The organism is Synergistaceae bacterium (assembly GCA_012521675.1).
Classification (GTDB): domain Bacteria; phylum Synergistota; class Synergistia; order Synergistales; family Aminobacteriaceae; genus JAAYLU01.
In genome coordinates, this window is sequence record JAAYLU010000050.1 from 1 (window position 1) to 14,194 (window position 14,194).

The 14,194-nt window shown below is 60.3% G+C and carries 12 protein-coding genes; 9 read left to right on the forward strand and 3 right to left on the reverse strand.

Going from position 1 to position 14,194, the window contains the following annotated elements; all coding sequences use genetic code 11:
• The first annotated feature begins 27 nt into the window (after window positions 1-27).
• From GX181_05425 to gap, 5 genes are all read left to right on the forward strand, one after another.
• On the forward strand, window positions 28-270 hold the full coding sequence (locus GX181_05425) for a chromate transporter (GenBank protein ID NLM71381.1): 243 nt from the start codon (window positions 28-30) through the stop codon (window positions 268-270).
• Window positions 267-803: a chromate transporter gene (locus tag GX181_05430; GenBank protein NLM71382.1), complete on the forward strand. Its 537-nt coding sequence runs from the start codon at window positions 267-269 to the stop codon at window positions 801-803. The genes GX181_05425 and GX181_05430 overlap by 4 nt, the downstream gene beginning before the upstream one ends.
• A 31-nt stretch (window positions 804-834) precedes the next feature.
• Window positions 835-2,712: an aldehyde ferredoxin oxidoreductase family protein gene (locus GX181_05435; GenBank protein ID NLM71383.1), complete on the forward strand. Its 1,878-nt coding sequence runs from the start codon at window positions 835-837 to the stop codon at window positions 2,710-2,712.
• A gap of 7 nt (window positions 2,713-2,719) precedes the next feature.
• Window positions 2,720-3,859, forward strand: a complete 1,140-nt coding sequence (locus GX181_05440) for a YibE/F family protein (GenBank protein ID NLM71384.1) — start codon at window positions 2,720-2,722, stop codon at window positions 3,857-3,859.
• A 70-nt stretch (window positions 3,860-3,929) separates the two neighbouring features.
• On the forward strand, window positions 3,930-4,937 hold the full coding sequence (gene gap / locus GX181_05445; GenBank protein NLM71385.1) for a type I glyceraldehyde-3-phosphate dehydrogenase: 1,008 nt from the start codon (window positions 3,930-3,932) through the stop codon (window positions 4,935-4,937).
• Between the two features lie 28 nt (window positions 4,938-4,965).
• Here gap and GX181_05450 read toward each other — a convergent pair whose 3' ends face one another.
• Genes GX181_05450 through GX181_05460 form a run of 3 tightly spaced genes read right to left on the reverse strand, consistent with a single transcriptional unit; the run spans window position 4,966 to window position 10,999 of the window.
• Window positions 4,966-7,593, reverse strand: coding sequence for an HD domain-containing protein (locus GX181_05450; protein NLM71386.1), 2,628 nt, complete (start codon window positions 7,591-7,593; stop codon window positions 4,966-4,968).
• Window positions 7,594-7,595: 2 nt separating this feature from the next.
• The gene (locus GX181_05455) at window positions 7,596-8,870 is read right to left on the reverse strand and encodes an NAD(P)/FAD-dependent oxidoreductase (GenBank protein NLM71387.1); all 1,275 of its coding nucleotides are present in this window, start codon (window positions 8,868-8,870) and stop codon (window positions 7,596-7,598) included.
• Complete coding sequence (locus tag GX181_05460) at window positions 8,867-10,999, reverse strand: RNA-binding transcriptional accessory protein (GenBank protein ID NLM71388.1); 2,133 nt, start codon at window positions 10,997-10,999, stop codon at window positions 8,867-8,869. Before GX181_05460 ends, GX181_05455 begins: the two co-directional genes overlap by 4 nt.
• Before the next feature lie 119 nt (window positions 11,000-11,118).
• Between GX181_05460 and GX181_05465 the strand changes: the two genes are divergently transcribed.
• The 4 genes from GX181_05465 to GX181_05480 all read left to right on the forward strand — a co-directional run.
• Window positions 11,119-11,742 (forward strand): metallophosphoesterase, encoded by a 624-nt coding sequence (locus tag GX181_05465; GenBank protein ID NLM71389.1) that lies wholly within the window; start codon window positions 11,119-11,121, stop codon window positions 11,740-11,742.
• Between the two features lie 18 nt (window positions 11,743-11,760).
• Window positions 11,761-12,786 (forward strand): hypothetical protein, encoded by a 1,026-nt coding sequence (locus GX181_05470; protein ID NLM71390.1) that lies wholly within the window; start codon window positions 11,761-11,763, stop codon window positions 12,784-12,786.
• A gap of 259 nt (window positions 12,787-13,045) precedes the next feature.
• Window positions 13,046-13,306 (forward strand): stage V sporulation protein S, encoded by a 261-nt coding sequence (locus tag GX181_05475; protein NLM71391.1) that lies wholly within the window; start codon window positions 13,046-13,048, stop codon window positions 13,304-13,306.
• Between the two features lie 96 nt (window positions 13,307-13,402).
• Window positions 13,403-14,194, forward strand: a 792-nt coding sequence (locus GX181_05480) for a histidine--tRNA ligase (GenBank protein ID NLM71392.1), incomplete at its 3' end; no start/stop codon positions are given.

A 14,194-nucleotide genomic window follows, 5' to 3' on the forward strand; every position in this document is an offset into this window, starting at 1 on the left:
GCGGTCTTGCTTCTGTCAGGGGTTCTCATGAGGTACGTCGACGAGCCACACGTGGCGTCCTTCTTCCTCGGCGTCTCCTGCGCTGTGGTTGTCATCATCGGCGAGGTCGTGTGGAACATGGCCTGCGTCTCGTGCCGAGGTGGATGGAGGAATATCGTCGCCCTCTCGGTCGCCGCTGGCCTGATACTTATAGCGAACGTCCACCCGTTCCTGGCGCTTGTGGCGGCTGTGACCGTCCGGCTGATCGCCGGTGAAAGGGCGTCGGCGTGAGCGTCCTCGTCTCCCTGGCGGCGGTATTCGCCCGTATAGGGCTCGCAGCCTTCGGAGGCGGTCTTGCGACGATCCCCTTCATCCACTTCGAGCTCGTCGCCACAAGGGGATGGCTCACCGAGAGATCCTTCTCGGAGGTGGTCTCACTCGCCCAGATGACACCGGGCCCTCTTGCGTTGAACGCGGCCACCTACGTGGGCTACCGGGTCGCCGGGGTCGCCGGGTCGTTCGTCGCGACTCTCTCCGTGATCCTGGCCCCTCTATCCCTTCTTGTCGCCGTGCTGTTTTTGCTTTCCAGGGCCTCTCGGGAGTGGAGAGGTACGGTCAAACGTCTCCAGAGCGCGCTCAGGCCCGCAGTGTCCGGCATGATGCTGGCTGCCTTCTGGATGATTCTTCGTCCCCTGGGCGACGACTGGAGGCTTCCCTTTCTCGCTGTCTGCCTGTTCCTGGCCAGAGGGGTCGGGGGGGTCTTGGCGGACTACCCGCTTCTTCTGCTGCTGGCGGCTGGAGTGGTCGGGGTTTTGCTTCTGTAGGCACCACTACAGACGAAAGGAGTGATGGACGATGGAGATGAAAATCGCAGTCGTCGACCTGACGGACTCCTCGACGGAGACGATCGTCATAGGCGACGCCCTTTTAAGAAAGTACCTGGGAGGTTCCGGAATTGGCACCTATCTCCTGTTTGAATACGGGTCGCCCCTGTTCGACCCCCTCTCCCCGGACAACCCGTTGATCTTCGTGAACGGCCCCTTCCAGGGGGCGGGCATACCGACCTCCGGACGGCACCACGTCCTGTCCAGATCCCCTCTAACCGGCATATTCGGAGAGTCCGACTGCGGCGGTACCTTCGGTTTTCACATGAGAAGAGCGGGGTTTGGCGGGGTCGTCTTTACGGGCAGGGCCGATTCCCCGGTCTATGCGGCCCTCGTCGACGGGCGGGTCGAAATTCGCGACGCATCCTCCCTGTGGGGACGAGATACATTCGAAACGGAGCGGCTGCTGCAGGAGCTGGAGAGGCCGTCCGGCGTAGCCTGCATTGGCCCTGCGGGCGAGAACGGGGTCCTGTTTGCAAGCGTCATGCACGACGGGGCCAACGCGAGGGCCGCCGGCAGGGGAGGAATGGGGGCCGTGATGGGCTCTAAGAACCTGAAGGCGATAGTGGCCCGGGGGAGCGAGAGGGCGAAGCTGCATAACGAGGGGCGCGTGCGCGAGAGGTCGTCGGCGATGAGCAGGCTCTACATGGAGAAACTTCAGTCGATGACCCGATTCGGTACCGCCGGAGGAGTGGCGCTCGCCGAACGGAACGGAGACCTGCCGATAAAGAACTGGAGCGTGGGCTCGTGGCCTGAAAATGTAATGAGCATCACTGGACAGGCGATGGCCGAGACCATTCTCAAAGGCACCTGGGGTTGCGTGACCTGCCCGATAAGGTGCGGGCGCGACGTAGAGTTCGAAGAGATCAAGGGCTCGGGGCCAGAGTACGAGACTATAGGCATGCTGGGCAGCAACTGCATGGTCGACGACCTTAAGACCATCGGGCGAGCGAACGACATCTGCAACAGGACGGGGATGGACACGATCTCGGCCGGTTCGGCCGTGGCGTTCGCGATGGAGCTGTACGAGAGGGGCATCCTGGGCGAGCGGGACATAGGCTATCCCCTGCGATGGGGTGACGGAAACGCGATGCTGCGCCTGCTGAGCGATATAGCGGAGATGAGGGACATAGGTTCACTGCTCGCGCAGGGAACGAAAAAGGCGGCGGAGCTGATAGGGAACGGGGTGGAGAGGTACGCGATCCACGTCAAGGGCATGGACCTTCCCGCGCACGATCCGCGGTGCTACAAGAGCCTCGCCACGGGATACGCCACCTCCAACAGGGGGGCGTGCCACCTGTCCGGATACACCTACGCCTTCGAGAGGAGCGCGATCTACCCGGACCTCGGCGTAGAAGAGGTCATGGACAGGACGACGGACGAGGGAAAGGGAAGGCTCAACGTCGACTTTCAGAACATGATGGGGGTCCTCGACTCGCTCAAGATGTGCAAGTTTCCCTTCTCGACGACGAGGGTGGACGACATCCTCGAATGGCTCAACGGTATAACGGGGTGGAGCATGACCGCGGAGGAGCTGCTTGAGGCGGGCGAGCGCATCTTCAACCTGAAGAGGGTCTTCAACGTGGCCTGCGGGGTGACAGCGAAGGACGATACATTGCCGGAAAGGATACTGAGAGAGCCGAGAGGAAGCGGAGGCTCCCCGTTCACCCTCCCCGACCTGTCGGCCCAGTTGAGGGAGTACTATTCCGCCAGGGGCTGGACGAAGGACGGAAGCCCCGCGATCGATAGACTGGAGTCGCTGGGACTCGAGGAGTACGTTCCTTGGCTGGACGTACGTAGCTTTGACGATGGAGAATGCATGGACAATGGTCGGGAAATTCAGCCGTAACACGATTTTGCTTTTGGTCGTCTCGTTTTTATTGGCATGGCCGGCCTCCTGGCTGGTCGATATGTACGTGCTGTCCAGGTGGAACACGGATGACTCGGCGATAGTTCTGCTCGAAGAGGTGATGGGCAGAACGACCGAGTACGACGCCCAGGGCGCGGGGGAGTGGAGCACGGAGAGGGTCGGGGTTCGAATAACCTTCAGGAACGGACCTCTTGCCGGCAAGACCGAGACAGTGGATATCATCCAGCTCGCGGACAGTCGGCTTGAACTTGCACCTGGCAGGGAGTACCTGTTTCTGGTGGACGTGTTCGACGACGGCACGTACCAGTGCTCCATAAGCGACAGGTACAGGATACCGGTCGTGGCGGGCTTCATCACCTTCGCCTGCCTGGCCTTCTCAGTGCTGACCGGGATGGCAGGGGTGAAGGCTCTGGCGGGGCTTTTCTGCTCTCTTTTTCTCCTGCTCGGCTGGTTCGTGCCCAAGCTCGCCCACGGCGGCACGCCGGTTCCGTTCGCCATACTGGCCGTCGCGGGAGTCTCCATCCTGACGATAGTCTTCGTGGTCCCGAGGAGGAACCTGTGGCCTATCCCCTTCATCGGCGCCGTGGGGGGCACCGTTGCGGCGTCGATGACCGGTTGGATCATGGTCTCCCTGTGGCAGCTGACCGGCCTTGAGAACGACAGTGCCCTGCTTCTCTTCTCCCTGGTGCCGTGGATGGAGCTTCGGGGCCTTCTTCTCGCGGCCGTCATGGTGGGGGCGATCGGCGCGGTGCTGGACGTGGCGATCTCCGTCACCTCCACGATGGCCGAGCTCTACTCCTACGACCCGGACATAACACTGAGGAGACTCTGGCAGGCGGGAATCAACGTCGGCAGCGACGTGCTGGGAAGCATGATCAACACGCTGATCCTGGCCTACTTGGGCAGCTCCCTACCGTTCGTCGTCCTCATCGTGCTGGAGGGGCCGGACATGACGGCGCTTCTCAACGACCCTCATATCGCGCAGGAGTTTCTGCGAAGCGTGGCGGGGACCGTCGGGCTCCTTCTTACCATTCCAGTGACGGCAACTGCGGGTATATGGTGGATGTCGCGTTTTCCCCCGGTGATTAAACGAACGGTAGACCCCGCCGACGAGAAAATCAGCTGACCGGCGGGACGTAAAGATGATAAAATGAACTTCGGCGTACCGGCTTAAAAACAGTTCTGGAGGTGTTGTAATGAAAAGAGTGGCGATAAACGGACTAGGCAGGATCGGAAGGCTCGCTCTGCGCTGTTACATGGAGAACAAGCCCTCCGATGTAGAGATAGTGGCCCTGAACTCGCGCAGGACGCCCGAGGACATGGCGTACTACATCAAGTACGACTCGGTGCACGGTAGGGCGAAATTCGCGGTGGAGCCGGGGGAGAGCAGCATCAAGCTGGGCGACACGGTCTTCCCGATGCTCAAGGAGGGAGACCCGTCGACGCTCCCGTGGAAGGAACTCGGGGTGGACATAGTGCTCGAGTGCACCGGCGCGTTCAACAAGAGGGAGAAGGCCGCAGCTCACTTGGACTCGGGGGCCAAGAAGGTGCTCGTCAGCGCTCCCGTGAGCGACGCTGACCTGATGGTAGTACTGGGGGTCAACGAGGGCGACTACGATCCCTCGAAGCACTTCGTGATCTCTAATGCCTCTTGCACGACCAATTCGATCGCGCCCGTGACGAAGGTCATCAACGATTCGTTCGGCATCGATTACCTGATGGGAACCACGATACACGCATACACTTCCACCCAGCTTCTCGTCGACGCTCCCAGGGGAGGAGGCAGAAAGGGAAGAGCGGCAGCTGTCTCCTTGGTGCCCGCGACCACCGGGGCGGCGAAGGCCATGATCCCTCTCTTCCCGGAGCTTAACGGGCGCATGGACATGATCGCCGTCCGCGTGCCCGTAGCCAACGGGTCGCTCACCGATGTGGTTGTCAACCTCAAAAAGGAGGCCACGGTGGAGGCGTTGAACTCCGCGCTCAAGACCGCCGCGGACGGCTATCTCAAGGGGATTCTCGAGTACAGCGACGAGGAGCTTGTCTCCGCGGATATAATCGGGAACACCCATTCGGGGATAGTCGATGGACTTTCCACCAAGGTGGTCCAGGGCAAGGTCGCGAAGGTCATGGTCTGGTACGACAACGAGTATGGCTACTCTCAGAGGATGATAGACCTGGCGGAGTACATCGCGCGCAAGGGTTAGGGACGGGCGGGCGTCGGGCGGTGATTTGTCACTCGCCTGCCGCCCGCTTCTTTCTCAAGGATACGAAGGCCTGGACGATCTCCGGGTCATAGGCCGAGCCTGCAAGATCGCAAAGCTCGTCCAGCGCCTCCTGCTCCCCTTTACTTTTCCGGTAGGGACGGTCGGAGACCATGGCGTCGTATGAGTCGACGACCGCGAGAATGCGCGCCTCAAGGCAGATCTCGCCCATTGTCAGCCCGTAAGGGTAGCCGCTGCCGTCGACCCGTTCATGGTGCTGAAGGACGATCTTGGCCAGGGGCCAGGGAAAGTCCAGGGTCGACAGGATGTTATGCCCGTACTCCGGGTGTTTTTTTACGAGCTCGTACTCCGCTTCGGAGAGGAAAGAGGGCTTGCCCAGTATTTCCGCCGGAATGTAAAGCTTCCCGATGTCGTGCACCAACCCCGCGTACCTTACCGCCATCCTTGTCTCCTCGGGTAGGTTCATCTCCACGGCGAGCGACTCCGCAAGCTCGGAGACGTTCTTCTGGTGGCCCGATGTCGAGTCGTCGCGCAGTTCGCTGACCTGGCGGAGGACCGAGATCGCCCCGGAGAACCTGCCGAGGATGATCTCGTGGGCCTTCCGAAGAGCGTCCTCCTCTCTCTTCCTCTCTATCGCTATCGACAGCAGCTCCGAGAACAGCGCCAGCATGGGCTCGTCGGAGGCGTCGTACCAGCGGGGCAGGGGGTCGACCAGGGCGAGGAAGCCCTGGAGATTCCTGTTGAGCAGGAGAGGCATCAGCGCTATGCGTCCGTGCAGACCGTCCCGCTTCAACCTGTGATCCCTTATCGACGGCTCCACCAGCAGGACCGTGGGTAGGGGGTCTTTTTTTAGCAGCGACTTCCAGAAGAAGTCCTCCCCGAAGAGCGGGTCATCTCCGTTCGGGCGTCTCTCCATCCTGCCCTCGGGGAATATCTCGATCTCGGGTACGAGCGCCCCCGTCTCGGACATGACGTAGATCGACGCGAAACGGGCGCCCGACAGGTTTAGAATATCGCCAAGCGCCACCTTCATCGTCTCGCCGAACTCTCCCTCCATGACGAAGCGAGACGAGATGGCCGTCACCTGTTTTTGAAGGGCCGTCCTCCTGCGCAGCATCGCCTGCAGCCTCTTCCTCTCGCTGATGTCCTCGAACAGCGCGCAGTAGACGTCCTCCTCCGAGACAGAGGGAAGGGGGAAGGTAAGGAACGAGACGGGAATGGTACCCCCCTCGCCGTCCGGGACCTTCGTCTCCTTGGACTTGACGGACGTCGCCAGGTTCGTCATAAAGCTCGGGAAGACCTCCTCCTCGGTGAAGACTGTACCTGTTCCAGCAAGAAGGGACATGATGCCCACCTGGGGGATGCCATCGGTAAGACGGAACAGTTCCCTGAAACGGGAGTTGGTCTCCTTGATCTGGCCGAGAATGTCGTAGATGATTATCCCTTGGGGGGAGTTCTCGAAAAGGTTCTTCCAAGACTCCGACTGTCTGAACAGCTCCGACTCGGCGATTTTTCTCGCCTTGATCTTTCTTCTGAGAATGAACGCCGAGCTTCCAAGGATTATAAACAGGAGGATGTTGCCCGCGATGAGGGGCACAAATCTGTTTATCTCCTGGAAGGGATCTCCGTGCAGGATGCTCCCGGGAGGAAGGGATGAGCGTTGAATGCCTAGATTCTTCACCTCCGCGTAGTTGAAGATCAGCCGGTTGTTCGCTCCCCTGGCAAGCGGGATCGTCTCGGTCGCGGTTCCCCCGAGGACTTTGAGTGCTATCTCTCCTGCCATGCGCCCTATTTGGCTGCCCCCTCCGGTCACCGTCCCGAGCACGCCCAGCGCGGCCGTCTCCTCAAGCAGGGAGTAGGTCGACAGTTCGTTCGCGCTTTGAATCGCCTCGACCACCGTGGGCAGAGGGATCAACCTGCCTCCCACGGAGACGGAGAAATTCCCCAGCAAGACCACCGAGTTCGGCGGCAGCTTCGCAAAGGAGTCCATCATTTCCTCTATGCTGAGGCCTATGTAAGGGAATATGCGCTGAGTTGGGAAAGAGAGGGTGATAGCGGCGTCCCTTAGCCTCGCCAGATCCATGAAGCCCCTGGGGGTCCTGTCGACCAGGAGGGCTATCTTCGGTATGTCGCCGTGGAGCCGTATCAACTCCCTGAGCAGGAACAGGGCCGAGTCCTCGCTGAAAACCCCCGTGGCGCGTTCATCGGGAAACCGCCTGATGAGATGTCTGTCGGTGAGGGAGGAGAAGACGATGGGAACATCCGGCAGCGCAGCTCCGACCTGCTCGAGGGCGAAGTTCAGCGCGTTGTTCTCGGTGGTGATGATCAAGTCGAGCGGGATCGACGTGTACCGTTTTTGCAGCAGGGTGCGCAGCTCGGGGAGGTAGAGGGCAGGCATCGTCCTCGTGATGCCGATCTCCTCGACCAGGAACTCCACATCCACGCCCCGCTCCCTGAAAACCGAGAATATCCCCTGGTTCACTTTCGCCGTCCAGAGGTCTTCCGTCGTGTAGCTGTTCAATATGAGGATCCGCTTGCGTTCGGCCGAGGCAGGAAGCTCTCCCGCCAGGCATGCCAGCACAAGCGCAGTCGCCATAAGCAGCGTCAACCTTCGGAGCATGGTATGGAACAGAGGCATTATTACTCCTTCCCCCACTTTCGCCGACCCGGGCATGCGTAGTCGACGGCGCTTCTTCCCGCTTGGAATCCCGTGCTCCAGCACATCTGCAGGTTGAAACCGCCGGTCGGGCCGTCAATATCGATGATTTCTCCAGCAAAAAACAGGTTCTCCGCGATCTTCGAGCGCATGCTGCGAGGGTCAATCTCGTCCAAAGCCACTCCCCCCGCTGTTACGATGGCCCAGTCGAATCCCAGGAGCCCCTTCGGGGTCAGGCGATATCCTTTCAGCGCGGATGCGATCTCTGAGATGGCGTCGTTGCCGATACCATCCACCCTCGCTACCTCGGGGATTCGAACGGAGCGAAGAAAGGCCGGAATGAAGTCCGCAGGCAGAATATCGCCCAAAGAATCCTTGAGCACTCTTCCGGAGAATTTTTCAAAATCCCTCTTGATTCTCCTGCAAAGCACATCCTCCGAGAGAGCCGGCTTCAGGTCGATTATGAGCTCGGCCTCCCCCGAGTTCAACGCCGCCGCTATCTCCTTGCTCATGTCCATCGCTATCGACCCGCTGATCCCGAACTTCGTGAGCAAGAGTTCGCCGAAACGGTCGGCCAGTACTCTCCCGCCCTGCCGGAGTACAAGGGACACGTTGCGCAGCGTAAGTCCCCACGCGCACCGGGGCCACCGCTCGACTGTCGTCACGGGGCACAGAGCGGGCACGGGAGGGACTATCGTGTGCCCGGCTTTGCTCGCCAGGCGGTAGCCGTCGCCGGTCGACCCGGTCTTCGGAAAGGATTTGCCTCCTGTGCACAGGACGAACGCATCTCCCTCGACAGTTCCGTTCGAAGTGATCAGGCGGCGGATACGTCCATCATTTATTTCGACATCAAGCACGCCGGCTCCGCAGCGCACCTCCGCCCCGCCGCTGCAAGCTCGCCGGAGAAGGGCGTCGAGGACATCTCGGGCGTCTCCGGAGGCGGGATATACCCTCCTCCCGCGCTCGATCGAGAGCTCTATTCCCAGCGATCTGAAGAAGTCCATCGTCTCGGACGGGCCGAACCTGGAGAAGACGGAGTAAAGGAACTTGCCGTTGTGCCCGAATTTTGCAAGAAAACTCCCCGTGTCGTCCTCCGAACTGGTCAGGTTGCAGCGCCCCTTCCCGGTCAGCAGCAGCTTCTCCCCCGCCGACCGGTTCTTCTCCAGCAGGATCGTTCGGGCGCCTCCGACCGCGGCTTCCCCCGCCGCGATGAGCCCTGCGGGGCCCGCTCCTATCACCACGACTCGCCCAGCGCTCAAAGGGGACCTTCCTTCGCGCCTCCCGGCATGGAGAGTGAAATACGGTTTCGCTGCAGGTCCGTCTCCATCACCGTAACCCTTACCCTGTCGCCTGGTTGCGGCGTCATCCCGCGAGGTATTCGGCTTTTGTGGAGGAGACCCTCCTGCTGCACGCCTATATCCACGAATGCGCCGAACGAGGTCGTGTTTGTCACTATTCCCGGAAGCTCCATGCCCGGCGAGAGGTCTTGAATTTTTTCCACTCCGTCGGCGAACTCGAACGGTTCAAAGACATCTCGCACGTCCCGCCCCGGGCGTTTCATCTCGTCGATTATATCGTTCAGGGTCGGAAGACCGGCGTCCGGCGATACATACTTGCCGACGTCCAGTCTATCGCAAAGCTCGGGGTTCTCAAGCAGCTCCGCCAACGAGCATTCCAGGTCCGATGCCATCCTCTCGACCAATGGGTATCGCTCAGGATGCACCGACGACCCGTCCAACGGGTTGTCACCTCCCCTGATGCGCAGGAAGCCCGCCGCCTGTTCAAATGTCTTTGGTCCGAGCCGCGGCACGTCAAGCAGCTCTCCCCTGGACCTGAAGGGCCCGTTGTTCTGACGATGCTGCACGATTCGAGACGCCGCGGCGGGTCCTATGCCCGACACGTGCGACAAGAGCTCCGGCCCGGCGGTGTTCAGATCGACCCCCACTGCGTTCACGCATGATTCGACGACCGTGGCGAGGGCGCTCTTCAGCCCCTTCTGATCCACGTCGTGCTGATACTGTCCGACTCCGATCGATTTCGGATCTATCTTGACGAGCTCCGCGAGGGGGTCCAGCAACCTCCTGCCGATGGAGACAGCCCCCCTGACCGTGATGTCCTTGTCCGGAAACTCCCTGCGCGCGGCCTCGGACGCGGAGTAGATCGAGGCGCCGCTCTCGTTGACCATCGCGACCACGACTTGCTCCGGAAGGCCCAGTCTTCTTATGAATCGCTCCGTCTCTCTGCCGGCGGTACCGTTGCCTATCGCCACCGCCTCTATTTTATAATCGGTCACGGCCTTTAGAATTTCGTCCGCGCTTTTTTTCTCCTCCGACCTGGGCGGGTGTGGGAAGATCACTCCCTCGTGCAGCAGGTCTCCCTGGGCGTTAAGGCATACAAACTTGCAACCGGTGCGAAAGCCGGGATCGAGAGCCAGTATGTTCCTGGGCCCGAGGGGAGGGGCCATCAGGACCTTGCGCACGTTCTTGGCGAAGACCCCTATCGCCTCCCTGTCAGCCCGGTTTTTCAGCGCGTTGCGAAGCTCTGTCTCCATCGAGGGCGCAAGCAGACGCCTGTAACCGCCGACGATAGCCTCGCTCACGAGTGTGGAGTCGGCGGCTGCGCCCTTTATGAACAGGTCGCGAAGGATTCGGAGGGCCTCCTCTTCGGGGGGGAGTATCGACAGCGACAGGAGCTTCTCCCTCTCTCCCCTGAGCATGGCCAGCACCCTGTGAGAAGGGGCGTGCGCCGCCCGCTCCTCCCAGTCGAACCAGTCCCTGTAGTTGGCCGCCTCCTGTTCCTTGCCCCTTGCGCACCTGCTGGTTAGCCTTCCCCTTCTCGCGAACAGAACCCGCATTCTCCTGCGTGCGATTATGTCCTCGCTTATCCTCTCGGCGATTATGTCCCTGGCGCCCTCGAGAGCCTCTTCGGTCGTGGCGGTCCCTCCCTCCGCGGAGACGAAAGCCGCCGCCAGTTCGACCGGGTCGGTCCCGTCCTGCATGAGAAGCCTGTCCGCAAGAGGCCCGAGCCCCTTTTCGGCGGCTACCGAGGCCCTGGTTTTTCTTTTGGGACGATGGGGAAGGTAGATATCCTCGAGCTCGGTGATCGAGCCGGCCGCCATCAGCTTCCGCTCCAATTCGGGTGTCAGCGCGGCCCTCCCCTCAAGGGAGGACAGAATGCTTCCCCTCCTCGCTTCCAGGGCATCAAGCCGCTCGGACAGGTCCTTGATCGATATTATCGACTCCTCGTCCAGGGCGCCGGTAGCTTCCTTCCTGTAGCGCGCGATAAAGGGGACGGTACAGCCCTCCTCAAGGAGCTTTAAAACAGCCTTCACAGAGGCCGTCGGCATTTTCAGGTTCGTTGATATGCGATTGCTTCGTTCTGCGAACATGCTCCACTACCTCTCATGGGCGATTTTGGTCGAAGTTTGCCGATACAATCATTCTAGCACGATGAATACCGAGTTGAAATATCGTGATACAATCTTCGAAGAAAAGGGAGACTTGGTATATGGAAAAGGGTATGCACCTCGGTCTTTACAGGAGGTATATTTTAGGCATCAGGATGCCGCCGAATATAGAGCGGTTCAGAGGAAAGGCGATACTGCATTTTTCCGACACGCCCTCGACTTTTTACGGCGCTATGCGGCACATCATCGCCCTGCTGAACCCCCTGTACATAGTTCACACGGGCGACCTGGCCGACGAGATAAAGCTCGAGCTGCACCCGGGGGAGCTTCCCCTCTACAAAAAGAAGCTGGTGGAGCTCGTCCGGGTTCTCTCCCCGGTCCAAGGGGACCGGGTCGTCATAGTGATCGGAAATCACGACCACGAGGAGAGCGTGCGCGGCCTCTTCCCGGGCGGGCAAGTGCTCGATGGGAGGGGCAGGGTCGACCTGCTCGGCATGGAGCTGAACCTGAGCCACACGAGAGAGGACCTGCTGATGCCGTTGTCGCGTTTCAACCTGTTCGGGCACTCCTGTCCGCTGGACGAACAGGGAGACAAGGAGAACATCCTTCTCAACGGGTTGCACGCGGTTCACGCCCTTCACGTGGAGTCGGGGGAGGTTTTGTCGATCGCCTACCCGGCGTATGTCGACGACGCGCGTTTCAACAGGAAGAAGATAGGTCTATAAAGAAAAGGAGGTGCTTGCATGCTTCCGATCGTCCGCGGCGGTCCTCGCATAATGATCCTCAAGGGCGAGCGCGAAGAGCTGGACCGTGTTCTGGCCGAGGCCTTCCCGGTCGCGCTTCATACTTTTCAAAGCGCCATAGACGCCGCAGGAGAGGGGCAGACCATCGTGGCGCTTCACGGGGATGGCGAGAGGGGGCGCAGGGAATACCGGGTGCTTCCCTCGTCGTCGGACGACGTCCTGGCCGTGCTCTTGAACAGGGCTGCCGGCATCCTCGACTCGGTCCGCCTGCTTCCCAGGATCCTCTTCTTCAGGATAATAGGCGACTCCGAAAGGGTACTGGAGCAGATGGAGGCCGACCTTGACGAGGGCGTCATCCCAGATGCAGTCGTCAAAAGAGGAAGGCTGAGGTCACTCCTCGGAGTCCACAGGAGCAACGAGATAGCGATATGCTTTACCAGGGCGTCCCTCAGAGGGCCCGTCGCAGTATCCGACTTTATGGACGAAGTGCTTCTAGTCGACGGAGTTTTCTACCACGATCTTTACGCTTTTCTTCGAAACCGCGCTCTCTGGTTCTTCACGGAGGGACTGGAGAACCGCACGTGGAACGAGATGGAGATCAGGGTGTACGACACTTGGGGATACTACATGGACCACGTAAAACGACTGCGCACCGTGCTCGACTCTCTCGAGATCGGCATGATTCTCGGCGAGGGGTGGGGAAAGGACTTTGGCCACATCCTCATCCCTGTGCGCGTCTACAGGCTGCGCCTCTTCTCCTTTCTCTCCCCGGAGCAGGTCAAGGAGATCCTGGTCGGACTCGAGTACGCGGAGGACGGGGACAGGCTTGTCGATTACGATCTCTACCACGGAAAGGATAAGATCTCCTGGGGCGGCATGAAAAGGGAAAGGGGACCGAGGGACCAGATCGGCAAGACGGCGCGGGAGAAGCTCTTCTCCAGCCTCAAAAGCAACGATCGGGAGCTACTGCAGAAGCTCGAGGAGAGGGTTGTCACGCTGAGAAAGAGCAGGGAAACGGGGGGTTAGAGGACGGCGAGGCCCGGGCCGGAAGTAGGACTTGTATTCATCGACTTCGTAGAAAAAGACTATCTCCTTGCATATTTCTCGCTCATGAGATTATACTTGTAACATCGAGGGGTATTCTTCCAGAGAACAGAAGCGGCGGACTTTTATCGCATTCCCGCCTCGGCGGACAGGCCGGAGAGGCGTATTCGCCTCCCTCGCGCCCTTGCCGCGAAGCGGTCCGATATACGTAGATCGTCAACTACGAAGGAGGTCGCAAACTATGGAAGTGCTGAGGGTCTCTGCAAAGTCACAGCCGAAGTCGGTCGCGGGCGCTATTGCAGCGGTGTTGCGGGAAAAAGGAGCGGTGGAGGTCCAGGCGGTGGGGGCCGGGGCGGTAAACCAGTCGGTGAAGTCCATCGCTATTGCCAGGGGGTACGTGGCGCCTAACGGCATAGACCTCGTATGCATACCGGCCTTTTCGAAGATCTCCATCGAAGATGAAGAGAGGACGGCCATCAAGTTTCAGCTTGAATCGCGTTGAGGCAAGGAGCTCTTTTTCGATGCCCGAGCATCCGGCCCGAGCCTTTGGGCCGGTTTTTTCATAAACTCATTTTACCCTCGGTCTGGAGGAGACGATATGGATCTGATAACCGCGCCAAAGGGAGTCCGGGACATCCTCCCGGACGAATCGTGGAAATGGGCTTACGTCCTGCGTGTCGTGCAGGATACGGCCCGCCGTTACGGCTATTCGGAGGTGCATCTGCCGGTCTTCGAGCATACGGAGCTCTTCTCGCGCGGCATTGGCGAGACCACCGACGTAGTGGAGAAGGAGATGTACACCTTCGTCGACAAGGGAGATCGCAGCATCACCCTGCGCCCGGAGGCGACGGCATCGATGGTGCGCTCGTACCTCGAGCACAGGATGGACAGGCTCCAGCAGCCGATCAAGCTCTGGTGCGCGGGCCCGATGTTCAGGCACGAGCGCCCCCAGAAGGGGCGGTTCAGGCAGTTCTGGCAGATAGATTTTGAGATCATCGGATCGGCCTCCCCCTACGCGGACGTAGAGACGATCGCGATCGCCATGTCGATCTTCCGAAGCCTTGGGCTTGGACGGCTTGAAGTGGTGATAAACTCGGTCGGCTGCCCCGTCTGCCGCCCGGGCTACCGGACAAGGCTGATCGAGTACTTCTCGTCGAAGAAGGAGATGCTCTGCGAGACCTGCCGTGACAGGCTGGAGCGCAACCCGCTGCGCATACTCGACTGCAAGAGGGAGGAGTGCAACGAGGTGAGCGAGGGGGCGCCGGACGTCCTCTCCCACCTGTGCGACGAGTGCAGTGATCACTTCGACGAGACGAAGGGCGCCCTTGACGCCATAGGCGCCTCGTATAAACTGGACAAGAGACTGGTACGGGGGCTCGACTACTACACC

Excerpts from the sequence above, each read along its gene's own strand:
- GX181_05470 (NLM71390.1), top strand. The coding sequence starts at position 11,761 with ATGCTTCCGATCGTCCGCGGCGGTCCTCGCATAATGATCCTCAAGGGC.
- gap (NLM71385.1), top strand. The coding sequence starts at position 3,930 with ATGAAAAGAGTGGCGATAAACGGACTAGGCAGGATCGGAAGGCTCGCT.
- GX181_05425 (NLM71381.1), top strand. The coding sequence starts at position 28 with ATGAGGTACGTCGACGAGCCACACGTGGCGTCCTTCTTCCTCGGCGTC.
- GX181_05475 (NLM71391.1), top strand. The coding sequence starts at position 13,046 with ATGGAAGTGCTGAGGGTCTCTGCAAAGTCACAGCCGAAGTCGGTCGCG.
- GX181_05435 (NLM71383.1), top strand. The coding sequence starts at position 835 with ATGGAGATGAAAATCGCAGTCGTCGACCTGACGGACTCCTCGACGGAG.
- GX181_05450 (NLM71386.1), bottom strand. The coding sequence starts at position 7,593 with ATGCCTCTGTTCCATACCATGCTCCGAAGGTTGACGCTGCTTATGGCG.
- GX181_05460 (NLM71388.1), bottom strand. The coding sequence starts at position 10,999 with ATGTTCGCAGAACGAAGCAATCGCATATCAACGAACCTGAAAATGCCG.
- GX181_05465 (NLM71389.1), top strand. The coding sequence starts at position 11,119 with ATGGAAAAGGGTATGCACCTCGGTCTTTACAGGAGGTATATTTTAGGC.